Source organism: Rhizobium sp. CFBP 13644 (assembly GCF_014842165.1).
In the GTDB taxonomy this organism is placed as follows: domain Bacteria; phylum Pseudomonadota; class Alphaproteobacteria; order Rhizobiales; family Rhizobiaceae; genus Agrobacterium; species Agrobacterium tumefaciens_C.
Window position 1 is genome coordinate 352,855 of record NZ_JACYVF010000003.1, and the last position, 25,716, is coordinate 378,570.

The following is a 25,716-nucleotide window of genomic DNA, read 5'->3' on the forward strand; positions in this document are numbered from 1 at the left end:
GCTACCTCGGCTGCATGCGAATGGCACCATCCAGACGGATGACCTCACCATTCACATATTGGTTTTCGATCAGGTAGCGGACGGTATCGGCAAACTCGGCGGGATCGCCCAGCCGTGCCGGATAGGGTATGTCCGCTGCCAGACTATCCTGCGCTTCCTGCGGCAAGCCGTGCAGAAGTGGCGTGAGGAAAAGCCCGGGAGCCACCGTGTTCACACGAATGCCAAAACGGGAAAGTTCGCGTGCGGCAGGAAGGGCCATCGATACAATTCCGCCTTTCGAGGCGGCATAGGCCACCTGCCCTATCTGACCTTCGAAAGCTGCGACCGAGGCTGTGTTGACGATGACACCACGCGCCTTGTCGTCCCGCTCCTCAGCTTTCGCCATATGGGCCGAAGCCAGGCGCATCATATTGAACGTGCCAACAAGGTTGACGCTGATGACGCTTTGGAATGCGGCCAGCGGCATTGGCCCCTCACGCCCCAGAATGCGGGCGGCAGGCCCGATGCCCGCGCAGTTCACAAGAATTCGCAAGCCATCACCAGCTTGAGCTGCCTGCGCCAAGACATTCTCGGCGTCGTCCCCATTCGTCACATCGCCAGCAACCGCTGAGCCGCCAATTTCGCTGGCCACCTTGACGGCAGCGTCAGCGTTACGGTCAAACACATGCACGATTGCACCCTTGGAGGCCAGAAGGCGCGCAACGGCTTCACCCAGACCAGACCCGCCACCCGTAACGACAGCACTTGAGCCTTCGATTTTCATGCCGCGATTTCCTTTTCGGCCAGAATGACGTCGGGCGATCCCAGATAAAGAGTTTCCACAAGATCCTTGCGGTGAGACAGCATGGCGCGCTGGTTCAGCGAACCCTTGTCGGTGATCTCACCCTTGTCGATACGAGGCGCTTCCCGGATGATGAGCAGACGCGCGACCCGTGTGGCAGAGCCAGTGGCACGCATTTGATGGCTCTTCAAACGGGTCGCGAGCGCGTGCCTGACATCAGGATGCGCAAAAATTTCCTCATCCGTCATGGTGCTGGCCTCTGCCCCAATGATCTCACGCATTGAAGGCAAAGAGGCAACGACAAGCGCGCCCAACTCCGCGCGGTTTTCGCCGGTGATGACGGCATCGCATATCAGTCCGCCGAAATCGTCCACAAGTTTTGCCCGCAACTTGCCGACGGAAACCCACGTGCCTGTCTGAAGCTTGAAATTCTCCGCGGTGCGGCCATCAAAGATGAAGCCTTTCGACGGATCTGCGGGATCGGCAAAACGCACGGCATCACCGATCTGGTAGAAACCTTCCTCATCAAAGGCCTTCGCCGTTAATTCGGGGCTCCGCCAATAACCGGGAGTGATGTTCGGCCCTTTGAGGCGTAACTCATACTTATCCTCATAAGGTACGAGCTTCATTTCCATGCCCTGAGCGGGAATGCCGATATTGCCCGGCTCGTCCTGGGGATCCGTGCAATAGAGCGCAAATGGACCCGTTTCCGTTGCCCCAAGCCCCGTGCCTAAGGGAACGCGGCAGCCGATTGTCTGCTCGGCCATCACGTTGAGGGCATCCCATGTATGCTGCGCCATTCCAGCGCCCGCATACATCATCAGCTTCAAATCCTTGAAGAAGCTCTGGCGCAAGATTGCATCATCACGCATGGCCTGCACCAGCATCTCATAACCCGCAGGCACGTTGAAATACCAGGTCGGCGAGACCTCACGAAGGTTGGCAATGGTTTTGCCGATCATCTGAGGAGACGGCTTACCGTGGTCAACATGATAGGTGCCACCATTGTAAATGGCATTGTTGAAAAGCTTGTTGCCGCCAGCCGTGTGGTTCCAAGGGCTCCAGTTCACGATAACGGGCGGCTCATCGCGCAGAAATGCGTAGCAATCCGCAATCATTTCCTGATTGGCACAGAGCATGCGCTGGGTCTGGATGACAGCCTTTGGAGACCCTGTCGTGCCTGACGTGAACAGGAATTTTGCAATCGTATCGGGCCCCGTCCGGCCAAAGGCCTCATCGACAGAGACGGTAGCAGATGTTTGCAGCAAGTCTGAAAACAGATGCGTGTTGCCGCGACCAGCTGGAGGATTGCGCAGCACGACGACGGGACTATTTGCCCCGAAAGAATAATCGACCGCATCCATAAAGCGGCTGCCGTCTTCAACAAAGACAAGGCCGGGCGTGACTTGATTGGCAATGTCGCGCAGCTTTTCAAACTCACCTGAGAATGATGCATAGCTTGGCGAAACGGCGGCTGAGGGAATGCCAACATGTTGCGCACCCAGCGCCAAAAGCGCATGCGCAAGGGAGTTTTCTGCCAGAATGACCAGTGGTCGCTCGACGCTCAGTCCCATATCGAGCAGGGCCTGACCAATCCGCCGGACACTTTGCAGCGCATCATGATAGGTCACACGCCGCCAGGCATCACCATCCCGTTCCGCCATCCAGATTCGGTCTGGCGCAACGCGTGCCCAATGCACGAGCCTTGCGTTCATCTTATCGGGATAAGCGCCAAGCGGATCTTCCCGCCATACCTTGATTGAGCCGTCATTGCCCTGGCTCCAGCCGAGCTTCGGTGACCAGAATTTAACGCGTCCGCTAGCGTTCTCGTTCATGACTCCTCCCAGACGTCAATCGCGTGTCTAATAGAGTTGCGCTCTGTCAACTCGTCAAATTTGTTTACAAGGAAACAATCTATCTGTAAACAATCAAATCAACGGAATGCAGATTTGTGTGGGAGGCTTTCACAGATGAGCGATCATCAGCATCGGGATTTTGTAACTTACGAACTGCGCGGCAACATCGCACTTGTGGGTCTCAACAGGCCAGAAAAACGCAATGCCATCAGCGACGCCTTCGTTGAATCGATCGCCCAGGCCGTGGCGCGCGCGCAGAACGAGGCGAAGGCAGCGGTTCTGTTCGGCCATGGTGACCATTTCTGTGCCGGTCTGGATCTGGCCGAGCATGTCAAGAAGACGCCGATCGAAGGCGTGCGCGGTTCGCGTCGTTGGCATGCCGTTTTCGCTGGCATCGAGCATGGCACAATTCCCTGGTTTTCAGCATTGCATGGCGCAGTGATTGGAGGCGGGCTGGAGCTTGCAGCATCCACCCATGTGCGCGTGGCTGATAAGGCTGCCTTTTTTGCACTTCCGGAAGGACAGCGCGGTATTTTCGTTGGCGGCGGCGGCTCTGTGCGCGTTGCACGTTTGACCGGCGTTGCCCGCATGACCGACATGATGCTGACGGGCCGCGTGGTTTCCGCCGATGAGGGGGAGCGTTGGAACATCGTTCAATATGTGGTTGAGGCAGGAACAGCTGTCGAAAAAGCCATCGCTCTTGCCGAGAAAGCAGCGAGCAATGCTGAAATATCCAATTACGCCGTGATTAACGCATTGCCACGCATTCAGGATATGGCAAAGGAAGATGGCCTTTTCGTCGAATCCTTCATTTCTTCGTTTACAGCGACAAGCCCTGAAGCAGAAGAGCGGCTAAGGGCATTCCTCGAAAAGCGCGTTGCCAAGGTAAAAGCGCCGGGCGAGGACTAGAATTCGCTGAGCACACGCAAGGATAAAGACATGGAAACGCTGGTCCGGACACCTGAAACCGTCAATTTCGGCCGCTTGAACACGGCCCCGGGCTTCCTGTTACGGCTGGCGCAGCTCAGAGTTTACGAGCAGTTCTTTTCCGAGGTGGGAGAACATGGTCTCAAGCCGGGCGAGTTTTCGGTTTTGTGGGTCATTCGCAATAATCCGGGCATCAGGCAGAGCATTCTTGGCCAGAGCCTGATGATAAAGCGCGCCCACATGACCAAACTTATCCGCGCGCTGGAAGATCAGGGCCTGCTTTACCGCAACATTCCCGATGAGGACCGGCGAGCAGTAGAGCTGACGCTGACTACGAAGGGACAAGAGGAAGCCGACATCGCCTCCGAATGGTTTTTTGCCTACGAGGAAGGTATCGCAGGTGCACTCACGCAAGCCGAGCGGGACCAGCTGCTTGTCCTGCTGCGGAAATTTATCGGCATTTAAATTCGTTCTGTGGGAGGACATGATGAACATTGACGAGCTGATCGCCATCGACGTGCACACGCACGCCGAAGAACCATGCGGTTGCCAACGCGACGACGGTTATCACGAGTTTCAGGCCGGAATGGCGCGCTACTTCAGAAATCCGGCTGGCGCACAGGGCATGCTGCCTACGGTTCAGGAAACCGCGACCTATTACCGCGAACGCAAAATCGGCTGCGTGATCTTTCCCGTGGATGCAGAGCGCGAAACGGGCTTTCGCCGTTACGACAATGAAGAGGTCGCTAAAATCGCGGCTGAAAACAGCGACATCATGATCCCATTCGCCTCTATCGATCCCGCGAAGGGCAAGACCGGGGCGCGCGAGGCGCGGCGTCTTGTTCGCGAATTCGGGGTCAAGGGATTCAAATTCCACCCAACGATGCAAGGCTTTTATCCCAACGATCGCATGGCATATCCGCTTTACGAAGCCATTCAGGAAGAAGGTGCGATTGCCCTTTTCCACACCGGCCAGACGGGCGTTGGAGCAGGCCTGCGCGGCGGGATGAGCATGCGCCTGAAATATTCAAACCCCATTCACCTCGATGATGTGGCCGTGGATTTCCCGGATATGCCGATCATCATGGCCCACCCTTCTTTTCCCTGGCAGGAAGAAGCGCTGGCCGTGGCGACCCACAAGCCGAATGTCTATATCGACATGTCTGGCTGGTCGCCAAAATATTTCCCGCCGATCCTCGTGCAATATGCCAACACTATATTGAAGCACAAAATGCTGTTCGGCTCAGACTGGCCAGCGATAACACCAGACCGGTGGCTTGCTGATTTCGAGAAAATCGAAATCCGCGACGAGGTCAGGCCACTCATTCTCAAGGACAATGCGCGTAAGCTGTTCAAGCTTTAAGACTTTGGTGCCCGATGCAGCAATGCTGCTGCACCGGGCAAGACATTACATCGCAACAGGGATGGGGCCGATATATCGCGACTGTGGGCGGATCAGTTTTCCCACGGTATCTTGCTCCAGCACGTGGGCTGTCCACCCCGCCATGCGTCCGGCTGCAAAGACGTTTGTGAAGCTTTCACGCGGGAAACCAACGGCTTCCAGCACGAGTGCGGTATAGAATTCGACATTGGTTTGCAAAGGCCGATCCGGCTTTTTCTGCGCCAGCAACTCAAGCGCCGTTTTCTCCACGGCCTTGGCAAATGCGATGCGCCCACCATCTTCCCGCAATTCAGAAACGGCCTTCTTCAATACATCTGCACGCGGATCTCGGACGCGATAGATCCGGTGCCCAAAGCCCATCAACCTTTGTCCATTCGCCAGCGCATTGGCAAGCCAAGTCTGGATGTTGGCTTCATCGCCAATTGCATCGAGCATATCCAGCACGGGTCCTGGCGCGCCGCCATGCAACGGGCCTTTCAGCGCACAAAGCGCGCCGATGACGGAAGAAAACATTTCAGCCTTCGTCGAAGCGATGACACGGGCGGTGAAAGTGGAGGCGTTCAGCCCATGGTCCGCTACTGTCACAAGGTAGGCGTTGAGAGCTTTGACCTTCTCAGGTGCCGATTCCTGACCATACAACATGTACAGAAAATCTGCTGCATGGCCCGAGGCGGCACGAGGGGCGACGGGCTTCAGACCAGCACGCTCACGGATGATGGCCGCAGCAAATACTGGAACACAGGCCACCGCCAGAACATGGTGATCGTCCGTCTCCGTATCTGCCAATGACGACAGAAGCAGCCTGAGCGCTTCGACCTGACTGAGTTCCTGCGTATTGAGCAAAAGCTTTTCGAGCCGCTGAAAGACCCGGCAACGTGCGCGCCCGAGCGCTTCTTGAATTTCGCGCTCATCGGACGGGCCGCTGCTGAAACCCTTCCAAAGCAAGCCAAGAACCGCCTCAAAACTCTGATCGGAGAGAGCGTCGAGATCATGGCTGCGGATGATGAGACGCCCCGCAACGCCATCGACGTGGCTGAGAACCGTCTCGGCCGCGACGACATTTTCAAGGCCAGGACTGACAGGGTCTGAAGCGAAGCTTGGCAATACAGGTTTCGATAGGTTTTGCATGATGATCCTCACAGATTGACTTCTGCAAGAATGATGATTGAATCAATATGATCAATCTTGATTCAATCAATCAATGTCGAGAAAATTTTGAACGCACAGGATCAGTTCATCGATGCCCAAGCCGCATCGCAAACCCTCGGCATCAGTCGAGCAACCTTATACGCCTATGTTAGCCGTGGCCTTGTTCGCACCACGCAAGCACCTGACGATCCACGTCGTCGGCTTTACAGCGTTCATGACATCGGCAAACTGAAGAAGAGCAAGTCGATTGGCCGCAAGCCACGCGATGTGGCGGCGACCACGCTTGATTGGGGTTTGCCGGTGCTGACGTCCGGCATCACGCTGATACAGGATGGCCGTTTATTCTATCGCGGGCAGGATGCGGTGGCATTGGCGAAGGACAAAACTCTCGAGGACGTGGCACGGCTTCTATGGGGATGCGGCGAGCATGATCCATTTTTGGTATCGAAAAACCACGAGTGGGACAGGTCGCTGGTCGAGCGCACACAGCATTTGCCTCTGACGGAGCGGTGTCAGGCGCTGCTATCCTTCGTGGATGCGGGCCGCATGACATCTTGGCAGCGGGAGCGGGGCAAAATATGGCCCAGCGCTGTGGCCTTGTTGCATGCCATCAGCGCCGCAGCCACCGGCACCCATCCGAGCCTTAAGCCAACCCACGCGCACCTGGCGAACGGCTGGGGTCTGGATGCCGCTGGCGCAGATATCATCCGTCAAGCGCTGGTTCTTCTGGCAGATCATGAACTCAATTCGTCAACCTTTGCCGCGCGCATCGTTGCGTCAACTGGCGCATCGCTGGGAGCGTGCCTGAACACCGGTCTCTCGGCACTCAGCGGGCCTTTGCATGGCGGGATGACGAGCCTTGTCGAACTGCTGTTCGACGACATTGACCAAGCGTCAGATGCCGAAGCAGTGGTGGAAAAACGGTTGCGGCGCGGCGACGGGTTGCCGGGCTTCGATCACCCCCTCTATCCGGATGGAGACCCGCGCGCAGCGGCGCTGCTGTGCCTGTTGCCACACAACGAAAAGCGGCAATCCTTAATCGATGCCGTTATCGACACCACAGGCAAACTGCCCACCATTGATGTGGCGCTGGTTGCCATTCGCAGAGAGCTAGGGCTTCCCCCGGGCTCGGCCCTATCGCTCTTTGCCATTGGCCGCACAGTGGGTTGGTTGGCTCATGCAATGGAGCAGTTTCAGGAGGATAAGTTGATACGGCCGCGCTCGCGCTATAGTGGTCCGCCACCTCAAATTGATGAGGGATTATAGATTCATATCGAATAAGTGTTGAAGAAAATGCAATTCGATTGTCGCTGTCCGCGCTCCACTTGCAAGCATCACGAATGACTGCAATGAAATCACCTTGACGTTGCTTTGCGGGAGGGTGTGGCATGACAATAATGACGGGCGCGAACATAAGACTTGGCGCTATTCTCGCCGAGGCTGAAAAGCAGCAGTCATTTCTCAGCGCTGCAAAACTGGAAGCAAACGGCCTCGTTCCCGAGACAATCGAAACAGGTATGGCCGCTCAGGCGATTTCGGCAGCTGCCATCGGCAAGGAAGTTGGCGGCTGGAAAGTCTCTTTCAGCGGCGGGCGGGCTGTCGCAGCACCTCTGATTGATGTCTACGACTCCAGAACTGGGACCGTTCCCAAAAAGGGTGCAGTGGGAGTGGAGATCGAAATCTGCTTTGTTCTGTCAAACGATATTCCTGCCCCTGTTGAAGGACGGGCATATAAGCGCGACGATATTCTCGCGCAAATCGCATCTGTGCATTTGGGGGCAGAACTTGTCAGCTATCGCCTGATTGAAGAAAACAACGCACCCTTTCCGCTCTTTCTGGCGGACCGGCTGGGCAACCACTCTTTCGTCCTAGGGCCGGAAATCGACAGATCCCTCATCGAGCGTGTACTCCACGAAGATCAAACACTGCCCTCTCTTCGCCTGGAAGCCGATGGTGCGGTTCTCCTAGATGCGCCAGCCAAACATCCGCAGGGCGACGCCGTTGCTCCACTCCTGGCCTATGCGAACCGTCCAGTCGATCATCTCGGTGGTTTAACGCGGGGTCAGGTGGTGACAACAGGCAGCCTGTGCGGCCTCATCCGCCTGTCTGGGCAGACCACGATCAAGGCCAGCTGGGGCGAAATCGCGGCTCTCAACCTGTCTCTCCAGCATTGAGGCGCAGACGCCCTATCGCGCCATCTGGATGCCTCTGACGATTTTTTAATCGGCCTGAACACCCATGACTTTTCACAGGGTTCAACGGGCCATTATTCTCATTTTCGCCGCAAACGAAAATCGCATCCCTGTTACATTAGCATTGTCGGTGAACGGTGTAACAGGAGGCCAGTCGATGGCGAGCTCAATCATGAATGCTGTTGGGAAGCCGCTTTATTATAGCGACACATCCACCGGCTTTTTCTCGGCAACCGGCTCCGGCCCGAACCTATATGGCACCACCAAAAACGATTCCATGTGGGGTGATAGCGGCGTCAATGTCACCATGCATGGTGGCACCGGTAACGATATCTATTATCTCTATTCTACCATCAATCGCGCCTCGGAAGCAGCGAATGCGGGTGTGGATACGATCAACACCTGGATGAGCTATACGCTTCCCACCAATATCGAAAACCTTATCGTTACAGGTGATGGCCGCGACGCCTTCGGAAATTCACTGGATAACATCATCCGCGGTGGCTCCGGCAAGCAGACGATCGACGGTCGTGCGGGCAATGACGTTCTGACCGGCGGCGGCGGTGCAGATACCTTCGTGTTCGCCAAGGGCAACGGCACGGATCTGATTACAGATTTCGGGTCCGATGACACGATCCGGCTCGATGGTTATGGCGTGACATCCTTTGATCACCTCATCAGCGCATCCACGCAAAAGGGTGAAAACCTCTGGCTGAATTTTGACAATGGCGAAAGCGTCGTCCTTGCCAACACCACGGCTGACGACCTGAGTGCTAACCAGTTCAGGCTGACACTCGACCGGTCGCAGCTCACCGCAACATTCGCGGATGAGTTTAACGCGCTCTCGCTGAGTGATGGCCAGAGTGGCGTGTGGGAACCGAAATTCTGGTGGGCGGGTGAGGAAGGTGGCAGCCTTCACACCAACTCGGAAAAACAGTGGTACATCAACCCGGCCTATCAGCCCACCTCATCGGTCAATCCATTTTCCGTTCAAAACGGCGTCTTGACCATCAAGGCCGCGCCGACGCCAGACCTGATTTCCGATGCTGTTGCCGGATATGATTATACGTCTGGCATGCTGACGACCCACCCATCATTCTCACAGACTTACGGCTATTTTGAAATCCGCGCAGACATGCCCAACGAACAGGGCGTTTGGCCTGCCTTCTGGCTTTTGCCGCAAGATGGCAGCTGGCCACCGGAACTCGATGTGATTGAAATGCGGGGGCAGAATCCCAATTCGCTCATCCTGTCTGCCCACTCCAACGCTTCGGGCCAACAGTCCTCCAGCATCAATAACGTCACCGTTGCCAGCACGGAAGGTTTTCATAAATATGGAATGCTGTGGGATGCGGAGCACATAACCTGGTATTTCGATGACGTGGCCGTCGCGCAAATCGATACGCCTGCCGATATGCATGACCCCATGTATATGCTGGTCAATCTCGCCGTTGGTGGTATTGCCGGAACGCCTGCAAACGGCTTGCCAAACGGCTCGGAAATGAAAATCGATTACATCCACGCCTATTCGCTGGATGATCCCGCGACCACAGCAACTCAGACTTCTACCACAGACCACTTGCTAGTCTGATCAGAGACAGCGCCCTGTATGGTCGGGGCGCTGTCTCTTATTCAAAGCATATCTAAAACTACCAGAGCTTAACGTGGCGGTTCACATCCTTGTAGAGGAGGTAGCGGAACCGGCCAGGGCCACCGGCGTAGCAGGCTTGCGGGCAGAAGGCTCTTAACCACATGAAGTCACCCGCTTCGACTTCGACCCAGTCATTGTTCAGCCTGTAGACGGCCTTGCCCTCAAGCACGAAAAGGCCATGCTCCATCACATGGGTTTCCATAAACGGAATGGTCGCGCCCGGCTCGAATGTTACGATATTGAGGTGCATGTCGTAGCGGCCATCGCTCGGATCGATAAACCGCGTGGTCGCCCATTTCCCATCGGTTTCCGGCATTGCGGAAAGCTCATGCTCATCCTCATGCGTGAAAATGGCAGGAGGCAACTCAAGGCCTTCAACCACATCGAACACCTTTCTGACCCAGTGAAATTTGGCTGGAATTGAGCCCTCTGCACGAATCGTCCATTCGCTCCCGGCAGGAATATAGCCAAAAGATCCCGCTCTCAGCGCATGTCGCTGGCCGTTATATTCAATGCTCAACTCTCCATCGACGACGAAGATTGCCGCCTGCGCGCGCTGATCAGGCTCCGGCCTGTCGCTGCCACCACCGGGCATGACTTCCATCACATACTGAGCGAATGTCTCGGAGAAACCGGTCATGGGACGCGCGATGATCCACGCCCGTGTGTCACGCCAATGGGGCAGCACGCTCGTCACAATATCTGACATCACACGCTTTGGAATGACCGCATAGGCCGTCGTGAATGTCGCCTTGCTTGACAGCAGTTCGGTCTGGCCGGGAAGCCCGCCAAAGTCTGAATAATATCGCCTGTTTTCCATGATGCACTCCAAAGCATGCTACGTCGTGAAATGCTTAAAGCGTTTCGGCAGCAAATGGAATCGCTTGCATCAGGATTTCAGCGCCGCCTCGTGCAGGCGGCGCGCTGTGACGTCTGTCGATGATCAGTGCTTTTTACGGATCACGCCATAGACGATGTTCCGGTTCTCGCCGAAAAACACCTCTGCTTCGATTGTCGATGGATCAGCACTGGCGTTGATGATGTTCCACATGTCCTGCTCGGTGCGGAGCAGCAATGCCCAGTTCATGAAACTTTCCATGTAACCATCAACGCCAATATCCTGCGAAAAATTGGCAAACAGGAAGGTGCCACCGGGCCTCAGCATATCAAGGCAACGGCGCGTCAGCTTGATGGAGACCTTGTCCACGAGGTAGTCATAGAGGCCAGCGGCATAGACGAAATCAAAAGTACCAAACTGCTGGCGGCCAGAGAGGATGCCGCGAACGGAACCATCGACGGCCGTAATGCATGTATGACCAAAATCCCGGGTTATGGCACCAATGCTCAGAGGGTCCTGATCCAGCGCCACCCAGCGCTTGATCTTACCGTCTGCCAGCGCCTTGGATTGGTTGGCTTCCCGCAGATGGCCGGCAGCGATGGTCAAAATTTCCGTCTCTGGTCCGTGTCTTTCGGCCAGTTCATCGACATATTTTGTGAGAATGTCCCGCCGCTCCCTAACGGCAACCGAAGAAGAGGCATCGCGGGTGTAGGCATAAAGTTCGGCGCCGATGGGAGACGCTGCGTCGATGCGGCTTTGGACGCTGGGGTGGCCGTAAATAAAGTCCAGCAATTGCGCATCGCCAGAATATCCACGCGGCTTTTCATGCGACCAATATGTGAAGGGATCCTGGAGAAAATATTCGGAAACAGGGTGGCTCTGGATAATAGGCACGAGGGTTAACCACACGCCGGAGTCGTATTTATTCCGCAGCTGATGTAATCGTCCGGCCATTTCATGTATTATTTTACGCGGCGCCTGCCCACTTGAAATCTGCTGGCTTGCGAGATTGAGGATAAGAGCGACCTCTCCTTTTCCAAGCTCGAAATTTTCTTGGAAATTGCCAGTATCAGAAGAAAATATCTCCTTCGCCATGGCCTCTGGAGTAATAAGACTTTCACCATCAAAATTTCTATTCAAAAGCTGGGACACTCGCACTCTCCTCATTAACGTCTTGTTAACTAAACGTGAATTCAGACGTAATCAGTCTTCGTGTCAATCAAGGATTCGCCTATAAAGTGCTAATATTCGCGAAACTTCTTATTAAGGTAAATGCAATTTGGATTGTGCATTTGCCGCTCCTTAAAGAAAATTAAAAGGATAGAATTCATGCTTTGCGGGTGTTTCACTGCGATAGCCTAGGAGATCGGCCTCGTAGAGCCATGCAAAACGACAAGTGAATAGATAAATTTTCAACTATTCACGACAGCAGACATTCAGATTTATTACAACCTATAGGTAAGTGCATGACGCACACTTTGGTAGATTTGGTTGAGCTTGACTTGAACGGAGACGATACGCAAAAACGGTCTGAGAGTAATTTGCGTAAAGTCTTTCTCAAAGAAGCGGATGCCAAAAGGCGCACGGCCATAAGGCACGGGCTGTGGACAGCCGTGCCGCTCTATCTCCTCTTTTCAATCACCGATGTTCTTCTCATTCCCGATGTTTCAGCGCACACAATGTTTGCGCGCTTCGTGGTCGGGATTGCGGCTTTGCTGACGCTGGAGACGCAGATCCGCGCCAATGCGAAAACCAACCATTTGGATATCGCCTGCGCCATCGCTCTGATCTGCGGATATATCGGCTGGGTCGTGCCAGCAATGATGACCAGCTACACCGTCAACATGTCCTATTACATGGTGTTCGGTGCGATTTTCATGATGGGCGCGAACCTGTTCTTCACCTTCAGTTTTTCACTGTCACTCGTCGCGTCAGCTGTCATCTTGGTGATCTATTTCGTCGCGCTGAGCCATATTCACAAAGACATCTATTACCAGATTACGTTCGGCACGTTCTACCTCACCTGCTTCGTCTTCACGTCCTATGTGAACCTGCGCCTCAACCGGGAACGCTATCAGGTGTTCCTCAATGCGGTTGAAGCCAATCTCCAGCAGCGGCAAGCGGAACAGCGCGGCGAAGCGCTACTGCGCCTATCCAACACCGATCCCCTCACAGGACTGGAGAACCGCAGGTCCATTGACAGCAGGCTGCGTCATCTTTGGGATGAATGGGCGAGCAACGAACGAAACTTCGCCGTTTTTCTGATCGATGTGGATTTCTTCAAGAAGTACAATGATTATTACGGACATCAGGAAGGCGACCGATGCCTTGTGCAGGTCGCTCAAACCCTTGAAGCCAGTCTGAGCCGTTTCGATGCCGTGATCGGTCGATATGGTGGCGAGGAATTCATAGCGCTCGCCCATTTCAAGACGCTGAAAGACATTGAACATATCGCAGAGACGCTTCGGCATACAGTCGAAAACATGGCACTTGTCCATGAAAGACGGCGGGATGGCACATCGGTCATTACTGTCAGCGTTGGGGCCTCCTACACGCGAAAGCAGCCAGACCCAAAACTGGAGCGCTTGATCAACGAGGCAGACCGGGCTCTTTATCTCGCCAAGGCAAACGGTCGCAACACCGTCAAACTTTTCGACCCGACAGATCCCCTCAACAGCGACGATACAGAAAATGTCGCCGCGCTCCTGAACATCGCGATAGAGAAGAAACTGGTTTCGCTGGTCTATCAGCCGATCAAAAACCTTTCATCGGGAGAGTTGAGCGGCGTCGAAGCTCTCATGCGCCTGCACCTGCTCGATGGAACGTCGGTACCGCCCAGCATCTTCATCCCGATTGCCGAGCGCAACGGTGTCATCATGGATCTTGGCCTGTGGGCCATCCGTGCCGTATGCCAGCAGGTTCTGCGTTGCGATTCCATGTCTGTCGTCAGCGTCAACGTATCACCTATGCAACTGAAGAGCCCGGGTTTTGCTACATCGGTCGCCGGCATTCTCGGTGAGGTAGGTGTCGCGGGCAGCAGGCTTGCATTCGAGATTACCGAGGGGCTGGAGATGGATATGAACTCCGATGTCTTGCGCTGCATCAGTGATCTCAAGACCTTGGGCATCCGCATCTGGCTCGATGATTTCGGCACCGGATTTGCTGGACTTTCCTGGTTGCGACTGATTGATTTCGACACCGTCAAAATCGATAAGTCCTTTCTCCATGATAGCCATACGCCTCGCGGGAAGGCGATGCTCAAGGACATCATCAGCCTCATCCGCAATCGCGGCCACAAAATCCTTGTCGAAGGTGTGGAGACGCCTGAACAACTGGCATTGCTGAGAGAACTCAGGATCGATCAGGTTCAAGGCTATTACGTGGGCCGCCCAGGACCCATCGAAAATCTGCACGCACCGAATTCGTACCGGATGCCCCTGTCCAAGCTGATGCGGGCAACCTGAAGTGAAGGCTCCCGAAGTCAGCGACTGCGGAAGCCTTCTGATCCCTTTGTCAATCCACAGCGCCCGGCACTTCGCACAGTTCACGATCACCGCTTATGATGGAGCGCTTGCCCACATGGTTGGCTGGCCCAACAATACCTTCCTGCTCCATACGCTCAACCAATGAGGCCGCACGATTGTAGCCGATGGACAGGCGACGCTGAATATAGGACGTGGAGCACTTCTTGTCGCGGAGCACCACCTTGACGGCCTTTTCGTAAAGGTCTGCGGTATCGTCCTCGGCCATGGCTGACTTGTCGAAGACAGTGCTGTCTTCTTCCGCACCCTCGTCGGCTTCGTCGGCATCCTCGGTCACAGTACCCAGATATTCTGGGCGCCCCTGCGTCTTCAGATGCGCAACAACCTTTTCGACTTCCTCGTCCGATACGAAGGGGCCGTGAACGCGTGAGATGCGCCCGCCACCGACCATATGCAGCATATCGCCTTGCCCGAGCAGATGCTCTGCGCCCTGCTCTCCCAGGATCGTCCGGCTATCGATCTTGGACGTGACCTGGAACGAGATACGGGTTGGGAAGTTCGCCTTGATCGTACCGGTGATGACATCGACCGAGGGGCGCTGGGTTGCCATAATGAGGTGGATACCCGCCGCACGCGCCATCTGCGCAAGCCGCTGGATTGCACCTTCGATTTCCTTGCCCGCAACCATCATCAGGTCGGCCATCTCGTCGACGATGACGACGATGTAAGGCATGGCCGTGAGGTCCATCTCCTCCTGCTCGTAAACTGCCTCGCCGGTGGCGCGATCAAAGCCGGTCTGCACGTTGCACATCACGGTTTCGCCCTTGGCGCGGGCCGAAGCCGCACGAGCGTTGTAACCATCGATGTTGCGAACACCCAGACGCGACATCTTGCGATAGCGGTCTTCCATCTCGCGCACGGCCCATTTCAACGCCATAACGGCCTTCTTCGGGTCGGTCACGACGGGCGTGAGAAGGTGAGGAATACCGTCATAAACGGAGAGCTCCAGCATCTTCGGGTCGACCATGATCAGGCGGCATTCCTCTGGCTTCAACCGGTAGAGCAGCGACAGGATCATCGTGTTGATCGCGACCGATTTTCCCGAACCGGTGGTGCCCGCCACCAACAGATGCGGCATCTTGGCAAGCTCCGCCACAACGGGTTCGCCACCAATGGTCTTGCCAAGGCAAAGCGCCAGCTTCATCCGCGTTTCGGAGTAGTCGGGAGATTCGATCAGCTCACGGAAATAAACCGTCTCACGCACCGGGTTCGGCAACTCGATGCCAATCACGTTGCGGCCGGGCACCACAGCCACACGGGCAGAGAGCGCCGACATGGAGCGAGCAATGTCATCCGACAGGCCGATGACCCGAGAAGACTTCACACCTGGCGCAGGCTCGAACTCGTAAAGGGTCACGACCGGGCCAGGCCGGACATCGATAATCTCGCCCTTGATACCAAAATCTTCCAGAACGCTTTCGAGAAGCCCGGCACTCTGCTCCAGCGCTTCAGGTGTCATTGTCGTTGTCTGGAGAACCTGCGGCTTTTGCAGCAGATCGATGGGCGGGAACTCATACTCGCCCTCACCGAACACCGGCGCATCCAGAAACATCGGCTGATTGGCGTTACGGGCCGCCGTTCGCATTTCGCGGCGCGGCGCTGCCACCAACACGGGCTCAGCCATCTGCGGCTCGGCAGCTGCCGCGACCGGGATCACCTCCTCGATTGGCTCGACGATGGGCATAGGCTCGACAGAGGCGACTTCCACGGCACGCGAAGGTTTGACGTCGACCTGCCGATACAGCGAGACCGCCGATCCCTCCAGCCTTGCGAATGCTGGCTTCTCAACGACTGGAAGCGGTTGGGCCACCACCTGCACGGCAGGCATTGGAGCCTTAACGGTGACAGCAGGTACGGTTGCGGCAACAGGCGTGGTTGCCGTGGTCACGCGCTGGGCTTTCACGCGCACCAGTTCGGCCAACCGTAGTGGCTGTGAGGGCGGCAGAATTGCGGTGCCGACATCGAGGTTCATAACCTCCCAGAACATTTCGTCCGAAAGCACGTCCGCAAAGGCTGGCACATCGATGGGCGCATTGCGCTCTGCTGGAAAACAGGCAACATCGATCTGCTCGGCAACTGTAGCAACGGCCTCTTCTGCCTCGGGGGCGACGGCGATCTGTTCCCGTTCCTTCAAGGCAAGCTCGCGGCGCAGCCGATATGTCAATGCAAGCGCACCGATGGCACCCGGTGGCTGCGGCAGCACGGCCGGTTTGGCAATGCGGCGCTCGGCGGGCTCCGGCTGAACAACTGGCATTTCCTCGCCAATAGCAGGCACCTCGACAGCGACAGAAGCCACAGCTTCATCATCGGCCTTGCCCGGCGCAACACCGGCGACCTGCTTTCCAGCGACAAGATTTTGTGGGGTGCGGGTAAAGCGCACGTTCGGGCCCAGCGTAAATGCCTTCTGCCAGAGAGGCATGTCATCACGTCCCTCAATCGCATTTGCGGCGAATTGATCGGCATTATGTCCCATCACCGCCTTCTGATCAGCGGTCAATGGCACCATATCATGGGCGTCGCCCGGCTCCGCAACGGCTGGTCTCGGTCCCCTCTCTTCTATCGTATTGATGGAATGATTTAAATTTGAACGGGGAATACGCATCACAGCCTGTACACTCATCATAAACGGACATTTGGCACACCCAATTCAATAGAAAATAAAGGTTAATCACATGTTGCCAAAGCCCCCTTCCCGGTGATTTTTCCAGGCCTAATGTAAGGGTGTGTCTGGCGAGCAACGGCATCCAAGACCGTAAAAACCAGCGATTTGCGGCCTCAAAGGCAGAATTTTGGCCGTTTCCCGGGCGAATTTACGCCTCTACAGCAGCCTTCATGCAGGGCTAGGAAAACTTTAGGACAAAGTAACTGTTCTTATCTTTACAACTAACATGTTAATGGCGTATCAAGCTGATGTCAGTTTTGGAGGAGCAGGCATTTGACTGGTAAATTTGGCCTTTCGGCAGCACTTACGACACCCTTTGCGCCGGATGGCAGCATCGACACCGCAGGCTTGGTGAGCCAAGCCAAGCGCTCGCTCGCAGCTGGCTGCAACAGCGTTACCCTTTTTGGCACCACCGGCGAAGGCAGCTCGATCGGCGCTCGCGAACGCACTGATGTGCTAGCCGCCGCCGTCAGCGCGGGTATAGATCCGGGCAACATTGTCACCGGCGTTCTGGTGGATTCGGCGCAAGACGCCGCGGATCAGTCTCGCGAAGCCCTTGATATTGGCGTGCGGAACATTCTTCTGGCACCGCCCTCATATTTCAAGAATGTCAGCGATGACGGCCTTTTCGAATGGTTCTCAACGGTCTTCCGCCAACTTGGCAGCAGCGCCCGCGACATTCTGGTTTATAACATCCCATCCGTCACGATGGTCACCTTGTCGGTCGAACTGATCGGTCGCCTGCGTCACGCATTTCCGGGCGTCGTCACAGGGGTCAAGGATTCCTCTGGCGACTGGCCCTACACGCAGCGTCTTCTTGCAGAGCATCGCGATCTCATTATTCTGATTGGCGATGAACGCCATCTGGCGCAAGGCGTGCGTCTTGGTGGGCAAGGCGCAATCTCCGGTGTGGCGAACTTCCTGCCAAAAGAGGTTCGCTCCATGGCTGTTGATGGCGTAGACGACAAGCGCATTGAAGACCTGGTTGCTGAATTGCTGAAGTATCCGGTCACACCGGCAGTCAAGGTTCTGGTCTCTCACGTCACCGGCGAGCCAATCTGGCACTCGGTTCGCGCGCCACTGGTTTCCATTTCCGCAGAAAACCGTACAAAGCTATCTGCTGCATTCGAGCAGCTTTTCAACAGCAAAGCCGCGTGAAAAGGATAGTTCATGGATGAGACTGGCGAACAGACGACGTTGCGAGAGAAAGCGTATGAGAGCTTTACGCATCATCTTCTCGCGCGTGATGTTCGCCCAGGCCAGTTCATCTCACAAAGACGGTTGGTAGAGCTAACCGGATTGCCGCTTGGCGCAATCCGTGAGGCCATTCCGAGACTTGAGGCGGATGGGTTGATCATCACTGTGCCCCAACGCGGGCTACAGGTCGCACATATCGACATCAACCTCATCCGTGAGGCATTCCAGTTTCGCATTTTTCTCGAGAAAGAGGCCGTTGCGATTTTTACCCGAACAGCTTCCGATGAGGCCATCGGCAAGATGTTGAACGATCACCGGGATATAGCAGAGGCAGCGGAATCGGGAAAAGGGTCTCCTGAGCTCGATGCCCGTGCGCAAGCGGTGGACTGGGGCATGCACGACGCTTTCATCGATTCACTGGGAAATTCCATCATATCCAACGCCTACCGGGTCAACTCCATCAAGATGCGCCTCATCAATCAGGAGCGTTTTCGCATCGCGGGCCATGTCAAATCCGTCATGGCCGAGCATCTGACGATCCTCGAAGCCATCGAGCGTCGAGCGCCGGAAGAAGCCGCCGAAAGGCTCGTCGCTCACATAAAGAATGCGCGAGACAGGGCGCTGGCAGTTTAGACGATCGGTTGATCCGATAGGAACATGCATAAGCAATCGGCCGGAGGTGAGGAGATTTTCGGCCAAACAGGAGGAGGAAGATATGACACATTCATTGCTCAAGCCGACACGGCGGGCATTCATGGCGGGAACGGCAGCCATTGCCGGAACTGCCGCGTTCGGCATTCGCCCCGCTTCGGCTGCTGTCGATTGGAAGAAACACGCCGGCACGACGCTGGAAGTCAATCTCGTCAAAAGCCCGCGCAGCGAAACGCTTTTGAAATACATCAAGGAATTTGAAGAACTGACCGGTATCAAGGTCAATGCCGAGGCGACGCCTGAGCAGCAGCAGCGCCAGAAGGTCGTCATCGAACTGTCCTCCGGCAAGCCAAGCTTTGACGTTGTTCACCTGAGCTATCATGTGCAGAAGCGCCAGTTCGAAAAAGGCAAATGGCTGGCCGATATCAGCGGCTTCCTGAAAGATCCGTCCCTGACAGATCCGTCCCTCACCGAGAGCGATTTTGCCGAGGCCGGGATGCAGTTTGCCAAGGACAGCAACGGCGTCCTGCGTTCGCTCCCATTCTCCGTGGACTACTGGATCCTCTACTGGAACAAGGAATTGTTCGCGGCAAAGGGTCTGAAATATCCGGAGACCTTCGAGGAGCTCGTCACGGCGGCAGAAACGCTGACAGATCCTTCCACCAACACCTATGGTTTCGTGGCACGCGGGCTGAAGAACGCCAATACGCCTGTCTGGACATCGCTGATGCTGGGCTATGGTGCCGCTCCGATTGTTGACGGCAAGATCGATGCACAGTCGAAAGAGGCGGTGGAAGCGGCAGCGCTCTATCAACGCCTGATGACAAAAGCCGCACCTCCCGGTGTTTCCGGTTTCAACTGGGCTGAAGCGCAGTCCGCCTTCCTTCAAGGCAAGATCGGCATGTGGCTGGATGGCGTGGGCTTTGCACCGCCAATCGAAAATCCGGAAAAATCCCGTGTTGTCGGCAAGGCTGGCTACGGCGTCATGCCAAAGGGCCCGGCTGCGCAGGCCGCAGGCACATTCGGAGATGGCCTTGGCGTTGTCGAAGCCAGCCAGAAGAAAGAGGCAGCTTATCTGTTCTGCCAATGGGCAATTTCCCATGACATGGGTGCCCGTCTTCTGCAGGCTGGTGCCGGCGTGCCGTTCCGGCAGTCCATTCTCGAAGATGCCAAGGTTCGCGAAGGCGTAAAAATGCCTGCGGAGTGGCTGGATGCCGTGGTCGGCTCCGGCAAGGTTTCCAAGCTCGCGCTTCCGGTCATCATTCCGGTGACGGAGTTCCGCGACATCTATGGCGTAGGCCTCACCAACATGATTGGTGGCGCAGATCCGGCAGCCGAACTCAAGAAGGCGACCGAACAGTTCGCACCTGTTCTGGCGCGCAGCGAGGGATAAAAGTGTCCGTCAGCATAGCAAACACCGTCAAAACGACGAAGGTGATCAGAAGGAGCAAGCCCACGCGGCTTGCTCCCAACTACTGGCCTTTCGTCATTCCCGCACTCGTGGTCATCGCAGCCGTTATCGTTTTTCCGTGGGTCTTTACCCTATGGATGAGCGCGCAGCGTTGGACACTGGGGCAAGAGCAGAGCTTTATCGGCTTCGACAACTATATCCGTCTGGCCAGTGATGCCCGGTTCTGGGAATCCCTGTGGAATACGCTTGTCTATACGACCCTGTCGGTCGTGGCACCGCTGTTCCTCGGCACCTTGGCGGCATTGCTGTTCGATGCGCAATTCCCGCTTCGTGGTTTCCTGCGCGGCGTCTTCGTCATGCCCATGATGGCGACGCCGGTTGCCATCGCGCTTGTCTGGACAATGATGTTCCACCCGCAGCTCGGCGTGCTGAACTATCTTCTCTCATTCGTCGGCATCGGCCCATTGGAGTGGATCTATAACCAGTCCACCGTCATTCCATCACTGGTTCTGGTGGAGACGTGGCAATGGACGCCACTGGTCATGCTGATCGTGCTCGGTGGTCTCGCTGCCGTTCCACGCGAGCCTTATGAAAGTGCGGAGATCGACGGCGCAAACGCCTGGCAGAAGTTTCGTTTTCTGACGTTGCCAATGATCGCACCGTTTCTGATGATTGCCGTGATTATTCGCTCCATCGATGCCGTCAAAAGTTTCGATATTATCTACGCCATGACCCAGGGCGGTCCCGGCACGGCATCCGAGACGATCAACATCTATCTCTACAACACCGCCTTCGCCTACTACGACATCGGTTATGGCTCAGCCATGGCAGTCGTCTTCTTCATTGTCATCGTCGCGCTCTCCTTCGTGCTGCTGATGGTGCGCGCCCGCAGCCAATGGAACGAGATGGAGGACCGCTGATGAAACGCAAGACACTGGACCAGATTGGCCTGTTCTTCGTCGCACTCGTCATGATTTCGCCCGTCATCCTCTTCTTTCTCTGGATGATTTCGCTATCGCTGAAATACGAGATCGACAATGGTGCCTATCCGCCAATCCTCATTCCGGAACGCTTCGCATGGTCGAATTATGTGAAGGTGTTTGAGGAAAACAACTTCTTCCTCTATTTCTGGAATTCCGTGCTGGTCACCGGCGCTGCAACATTCCTGGCACTCATCATCGGCGTACCCGCAGGCTATGGCATTGCACGGCTGAAGGCCGAAAAAGCAGCCATCGTCATCATGATTGCCCGAATGACACCCGGCCTTTCCTTTCTCATTCCGTTGTTTCTCCTGTTCCAATGGTTGAACCTGCTGGGCACGCTCTGGCCTCAGATCATCATCCATCTGGTCGTCACTGTCCCAATCGTGGTCTGGATCATGATCGGCTATTTTGAGACCACGCCGAAGGAGCTGGAAGAGGCCGCAAGCATCGATGGCGCGACGTCCTGGCAGGTCTTCCGCCTCGTGGCGCTGCCAATCGCCAAGCCCGGCATCGTCGTGTCCTTCATTCTGGCCGTCATCTTCTCCTGGAACAACTTCGTGTTCGGCATTGTGCTGGCCAGCCGTGAAACGCGAACCCTGCCTGTTGCGGTTTACAACATGCTGTCCTTCGAACAGGTCAGTTGGGGTCCGCTGGCGGCAGCTGCGCTCATCGTCACCCTGCCGGTGCTGCTGCTGACCATGTTTGCGCAAAAACAGATCGTTGCTGGCCTGACCGCCGGCGCAGTCAAGGGAGGCTAGCGCCCTGCCCCGGAAGTCCAAAGGATTTCCGGACTGGACACCGCGCCACCTCAACCACTTATCATTACGGGATCAACATCATGGCACCGGTCAATATTCAGAATGTGCAGAAGCGCTTCGGCGCCGTTAACGTCATCCAAGGCATCGATATCGATATACGCGACGGAGAGTTCGTCGTTCTCGTGGGTCCCTCGGGATGCGGAAAATCAACCCTGTTGCGCATGATTGCCGGTCTTGAAGAGGTCAGCGGCGGAGAGATCCATATCGGGGCGCGGGAGGTGAGCAATCTACGCGCTCGTGACCGCGATATCGCCATGGTTTTCCAGAACTACGCGCTCTATCCCCACATGACCGTTCGGGAAAATATGGGCTTTGCCCTGAAGCTCAAGAAAGCCAGCGCAGATGAAACGGCTCAGAAAGTGAACCGGGCCGCAGACATTCTAGGACTAGACAAGCTGCTTGATCGCTACCCACGCCAACTTTCAGGCGGGCAGCGTCAGCGTGTTGCCATGGGCCGGGCACTGGTGCGCGATCCGCAGGTCTTTCTTTTTGACGAGCCACTTTCCAACCTCGACGCCAAGCTGCGCGTGCAGATGCGGGGTGAAATCAAGGCCCTGCACCAGCGCATCGGCACCACCACCATTTATGTGACGCATGACCAGGTGGAGGCCATGACCATGGCCGACAAAATCGTGGTGCTGCATGATGGCGTCATTGAGCAGATCGGCGCACCGCTGGAGCTTTACGACCGGCCTGCCAACCTGTTCGTCGCCGGGTTCATCGGCTCGCCCGCCATGAATTTCATTCGCGGCCGCATTGAGGAAGGTGTGTTTCGCACCACAAAGGGCTTGACCCTGCCCCTTCCACCCTCAGCAAATCCGGCCGAATTGGGCGGAAGAGATCTTGTCTATGGTATTCGCCCAGAACATATCAGGGTTAGCGCAGATGGCATCGAAGGTCGTGCCGAACTGGTCGAAGGCACGGGATCAGAAATCTATGCGAAAATGAATTGCGCCGGTGAAGAGATTGCCTGCCTGTTTCGCGAGCGTCTGGACATCCGGTTTGGCGACCACGTGAAGATCGCCGTTGATCCGGCCACCGTGCACCTGTTCGACCGGGAGACGGGCAAGCGAATCTAAAAAGCCATGCGTGACGATATGATCCCCTCCAAGCATGTTCTCTGCGTCGGCGCAGCCGTGCTCGACACCTTGTTCCGCGTGCATGACATGCCGACCAGTCAAGGCAAAGTCCTGCCCTATGACATGCTGCAGATTGCCGAAGGCATGGCATCCAGTGCGGCCTACACGGTCCATCGCATGGGTGGTCGTGCCAGTCTGTGGGGCGCTGTCGGCGATGACGAAACCGGAAGCCGCATTCTGCGCGAACTGGCAGAATGCGGCATCGACATGTCAGGCATGACGATCGCCAAGGGTGCACGCTCCGCATTGTCCACCATCATCATTGATGACCACGGCGAAAGGCTGATCGTTCCATTTTACGATCATAAGCTTCATGAGAATAAACGCTCCTGCACGGCAGAGGATCTGTCACCTTTCGATGCAGTTCTGGTCGATGTGCGTTGGCCGGAACTCGCGGTTGATGTGCTGACTCTTGCCGCCAGCCTTGGCAAGCCTGCCATTCTCGATGGCGATGTGGCGCCGGTGGAAACGCTGGAAATGCTGGCACCCGCAGCAACGCACATCATCTTTTCCGAGCCAGCGGCGCAGCGTCTGACCGAAACGGGAGATGTCACGGCCATGTTGCCGATTCTCCATGCACGGTACCCTGAAACCTTCATTGCGGTCACGGCAGGCCCGGCTGGCTGTTACTGGACCGAGCCCCATAATTCCCAGGTTTATCACCAGCCGACATTGGCGATCAAGGCCGTGGACACGCTGGCGGCGGGAGACGTATTCCATGGCACCTTCGCCCTTGCCGTGGCACAAGGCCTCGAAAGTCGTGCAGCTATTCAGCTCTCTTCCGTTGCGGCTGCGATGAAATGCGAGGTCTTCGGGGGCCGCGCCGGCACGCCGACGCGCGCGCAGACCGAAATGCGCCTTGCCGAGTGGCTTTCAAACCCGGCTTGATCGCTCTGACGTAAGAGCCGCAAGGCCAACTTGCCGCCCCTTTTGCTTCTCATTCCCGCATTGTTGTCCGCTCGATCCCTGTTGTCGGAAATGTCAGCCGTGGGCAACTTGTGTCAGCCCCCAATGATGTGCTGATATCTGCGCCGTACAGAATTTCATAATGGGAGGAATTATTATGATGGTCGAATTGCTGATTGCGGGAAAGAACCAGGCAGCGCAGGAGAACCGGACATTTGATCGGTTGGACCCCGTTACGGGCGCGGTTGCGACGACAGCGGCAGCGGCCAACGTCACAGATGCACGCATGGCTGTGGATTCCGCATCGCAGGCGTTCGAAGCCTGGTCCAAAACTGGCCCCAACCAGCGCCGCGCTCTGTTGATGAAGGCTGCCGAGGCTATGGAGAGCAAGGTCGGTGCCTTCATTGAAGCCATGATTTCAGAGACGGGAGCCACCGGCATGTGGGCGGGCTTCAACGTGAAGTTCGCGGCCAGCATCATCCGCGAAGCGGCGTCTATGGTGACCCAGCTTGGTGGAGAAATCATTCCATCTGACAAGCCAAACACATTGGCAATGGGAATGTTGAAACCCAAGGGCGTTTGCCTCGGCATCGCGCCGTGGAATGCTCCGGTGATTCTGGGAACACGTGCCGTTGCGATGGCGATTGCCTGTGGCAACACCGTGGTTCTCAAATCATCCGAGCTTTGCCCGGCAACGCACCGGCTGATTGGCGATTGCTTTACAGAGGCAGGTTTTCCATCAGGCGTTTTGAACGTTGTCAGCAACAGCCCTGCTGACGCGGCAAGCGTGGTTGAAGCCTTGATCGCAGATGCACGGGTGCGCCACGTCAACTTTACCGGATCATCCAAAGTTGGACGCATTATCGGACGATTGGCAGGCGAGAATCTCAAGCCTGCGCTGCTTGAACTTGGTGGCAAGGCACCCCTCGTGGTGCTTGATGACGCCGATATTGATGGGGCGGTGAATGCCGCCATCTTCGGTGCCTTCATGAACCAGGGGCAGATCTGCATGTCGACTGAGCGGATCATCGTCGACCAATCCATCGCAGACGAATTCGTTGAGAAGCTTGCGACCCGCGCCAGTGCACTGCCGGCCGGAAATCCGCGCGAGAAAGTCGTTCTCGGCGCGCTCTGCACGCCTGAAGCGGCAGAGAAAATGGATGCGATCATCGCAGACGCAGTCTCGAAGGGCGGCAAGATTGTGGCTGGCGGCACCCGTAACAACACGGTTGTCAGTGCAACACTGATCGATCACGCAGCGCCCGGCATGAAAATCTATGAGGAAGAGTCATTTGGCCCGGTCAAGCCGGTGATCCGCGTGAACGGTGAGGCTGAGGCAGTGCGCGTGGCCAACGACACGGAATACGGGCTATCGTCAGCGGTTTTCAGCCGCGATGTTGGCAGGGCCATGCGCGTTGCCGGTCAAATCCAGTCTGGCATTTGCCACATCAACGGTCCGACCGTTTCAGACGAGCCGCAAATGCCGTTCGGAGGCGTCAAAGCGTCCGGCTATGGTCGCTTCGGTGGAAAGGCAGCCATTGCCGAGTTCACGGACCTGCGCTGGATTACCATCGAGGATGCCGACCAGCACCACCCCTTCTGATGGATTGA

The 25,716-nt window shown here is 56.2% G+C and carries 21 protein-coding genes; 15 read left to right on the forward strand and 6 right to left on the reverse strand.

What is annotated here, in order from left to right:
- Position 1 precedes the first annotated feature (1 nt).
- Complete coding sequence (locus tag IFT53_RS11075) at positions 2–763, reverse strand: SDR family NAD(P)-dependent oxidoreductase (RefSeq protein ID WP_192064750.1); 762 nt, start codon at positions 761–763, stop codon at positions 2–4.
- Positions 760–2,616, reverse strand: coding sequence for a feruloyl-CoA synthase (locus tag IFT53_RS11080; RefSeq protein WP_192064751.1), 1,857 nt, complete (start codon positions 2,614–2,616; stop codon positions 760–762). Before IFT53_RS11080 ends, IFT53_RS11075 begins: the two co-directional genes overlap by 4 nt.
- Before the next feature lie 135 nt (positions 2,617–2,751).
- On the opposite strand from IFT53_RS11080, the gene IFT53_RS11085 reads away from it, so the two are divergent.
- The 3 genes from IFT53_RS11085 to IFT53_RS11095 are packed head-to-tail and all read left to right on the forward strand — an operon-like array spanning position 2,752 to position 4,927.
- Positions 2,752–3,546, forward strand: a complete 795-nt coding sequence (locus IFT53_RS11085) for a crotonase/enoyl-CoA hydratase family protein (RefSeq protein WP_192064752.1) — start codon at positions 2,752–2,754, stop codon at positions 3,544–3,546.
- Positions 3,547–3,576: 30 nt separating this feature from the next.
- Positions 3,577–4,029, forward strand: a complete 453-nt coding sequence (locus IFT53_RS11090; protein WP_192064753.1) for a MarR family winged helix-turn-helix transcriptional regulator — start codon at positions 3,577–3,579, stop codon at positions 4,027–4,029.
- Positions 4,030–4,051: 22 nt separating this feature from the next.
- Positions 4,052–4,927 (forward strand): amidohydrolase family protein, encoded by an 876-nt coding sequence (locus IFT53_RS11095; RefSeq protein WP_082249808.1) that lies wholly within the window; start codon positions 4,052–4,054, stop codon positions 4,925–4,927.
- Positions 4,928–4,972: 45 nt separating this feature from the next.
- On the opposite strand, the gene IFT53_RS11100 is transcribed toward IFT53_RS11095, so the two are convergent.
- Positions 4,973–6,094, reverse strand: a complete 1,122-nt coding sequence (locus IFT53_RS11100) for a citrate synthase/methylcitrate synthase (RefSeq protein WP_192064754.1) — start codon at positions 6,092–6,094, stop codon at positions 4,973–4,975.
- A gap of 87 nt (positions 6,095–6,181) precedes the next feature.
- On the opposite strand from IFT53_RS11100, the gene IFT53_RS11105 reads away from it, so the two are divergent.
- From IFT53_RS11105 to IFT53_RS11115, 3 genes are all read left to right on the forward strand, one after another.
- Entirely contained in the window at positions 6,182–7,381 is a 1,200-nt protein-coding gene (locus IFT53_RS11105) for a citrate/2-methylcitrate synthase (RefSeq protein WP_197980205.1), read from the forward strand.
- Positions 7,382–7,503: 122 nt separating this feature from the next.
- Positions 7,504–8,289, forward strand: coding sequence for a 2-keto-4-pentenoate hydratase (locus IFT53_RS11110; RefSeq protein WP_192064755.1), 786 nt, complete (start codon positions 7,504–7,506; stop codon positions 8,287–8,289).
- Between the two features lie 175 nt (positions 8,290–8,464).
- Complete coding sequence (locus tag IFT53_RS11115) at positions 8,465–9,898, forward strand: family 16 glycosylhydrolase (RefSeq protein WP_192064756.1); 1,434 nt, start codon at positions 8,465–8,467, stop codon at positions 9,896–9,898.
- A 58-nt stretch (positions 9,899–9,956) separates the two neighbouring features.
- Here IFT53_RS11115 and IFT53_RS11120 read toward each other — a convergent pair whose 3' ends face one another.
- The gene (locus tag IFT53_RS11120) at positions 9,957–10,778 is read right to left on the reverse strand and encodes a bifunctional allantoicase/(S)-ureidoglycine aminohydrolase (protein ID WP_192064757.1); all 822 of its coding nucleotides are present in this window, start codon (positions 10,776–10,778) and stop codon (positions 9,957–9,959) included.
- A 123-nt stretch (positions 10,779–10,901) separates the two neighbouring features.
- Entirely contained in the window at positions 10,902–11,963 is a 1,062-nt protein-coding gene (locus tag IFT53_RS11125; protein ID WP_192064758.1) for a class I SAM-dependent methyltransferase, read from the reverse strand.
- A 299-nt stretch (positions 11,964–12,262) separates the two neighbouring features.
- On the opposite strand from IFT53_RS11125, the gene IFT53_RS11130 reads away from it, so the two are divergent.
- Complete coding sequence (locus IFT53_RS11130) at positions 12,263–14,260, forward strand: putative bifunctional diguanylate cyclase/phosphodiesterase (protein WP_192064759.1); 1,998 nt, start codon at positions 12,263–12,265, stop codon at positions 14,258–14,260.
- A 49-nt stretch (positions 14,261–14,309) separates the two neighbouring features.
- Here the strand turns inward: IFT53_RS11130 and IFT53_RS11135 are convergent, their stop codons facing one another.
- Positions 14,310–16,844 (reverse strand): DNA translocase FtsK, encoded by a 2,535-nt coding sequence (locus IFT53_RS11135; RefSeq protein WP_244656287.1) that lies wholly within the window; start codon positions 16,842–16,844, stop codon positions 14,310–14,312.
- 429 nt (positions 16,845–17,273) lie between these two features.
- Between IFT53_RS11135 and IFT53_RS11140 the strand changes: the two genes are divergently transcribed.
- The 8 genes from IFT53_RS11140 to IFT53_RS11175 all read left to right on the forward strand — a co-directional run bounded on the left by IFT53_RS11140 (position 17,274) and on the right by IFT53_RS11175 (position 25,708).
- Positions 17,274–18,158, forward strand: a complete 885-nt coding sequence (locus tag IFT53_RS11140; RefSeq protein WP_192064761.1) for a dihydrodipicolinate synthase family protein — start codon at positions 17,274–17,276, stop codon at positions 18,156–18,158.
- A 12-nt stretch (positions 18,159–18,170) separates the two neighbouring features.
- Complete coding sequence (locus IFT53_RS11145; RefSeq protein WP_192064762.1) at positions 18,171–18,830, forward strand: GntR family transcriptional regulator; 660 nt, start codon at positions 18,171–18,173, stop codon at positions 18,828–18,830.
- Positions 18,831–18,912: 82 nt separating this feature from the next.
- Positions 18,913–20,241: an ABC transporter substrate-binding protein gene (locus IFT53_RS11150; protein ID WP_192064763.1), complete on the forward strand. Its 1,329-nt coding sequence runs from the start codon at positions 18,913–18,915 to the stop codon at positions 20,239–20,241.
- Positions 20,238–21,179 (forward strand): carbohydrate ABC transporter permease, encoded by a 942-nt coding sequence (locus IFT53_RS11155; RefSeq protein WP_409233731.1) that lies wholly within the window; start codon positions 20,238–20,240, stop codon positions 21,177–21,179. The genes IFT53_RS11150 and IFT53_RS11155 overlap by 4 nt, the downstream gene beginning before the upstream one ends.
- Entirely contained in the window at positions 21,179–22,000 is an 822-nt protein-coding gene (locus IFT53_RS11160; protein ID WP_192064764.1) for a carbohydrate ABC transporter permease, read from the forward strand. The genes IFT53_RS11155 and IFT53_RS11160 overlap by 1 nt, the downstream gene beginning before the upstream one ends.
- An 80-nt stretch (positions 22,001–22,080) precedes the next feature.
- Complete coding sequence (locus IFT53_RS11165) at positions 22,081–23,139, forward strand: ABC transporter ATP-binding protein (protein ID WP_192064765.1); 1,059 nt, start codon at positions 22,081–22,083, stop codon at positions 23,137–23,139.
- A gap of 6 nt (positions 23,140–23,145) precedes the next feature.
- Complete coding sequence (locus tag IFT53_RS11170) at positions 23,146–24,087, forward strand: sugar kinase (RefSeq protein WP_244656288.1); 942 nt, start codon at positions 23,146–23,148, stop codon at positions 24,085–24,087.
- Between the two features lie 175 nt (positions 24,088–24,262).
- Positions 24,263–25,708 carry an aldehyde dehydrogenase gene (locus IFT53_RS11175; RefSeq protein ID WP_192064766.1) on the forward strand — a complete coding sequence of 482 codons (1,446 nt, stop codon included), beginning with the start codon at positions 24,263–24,265 and terminating at the stop codon, positions 25,706–25,708.
- Positions 25,709–25,716 lie beyond the last annotated feature (8 nt).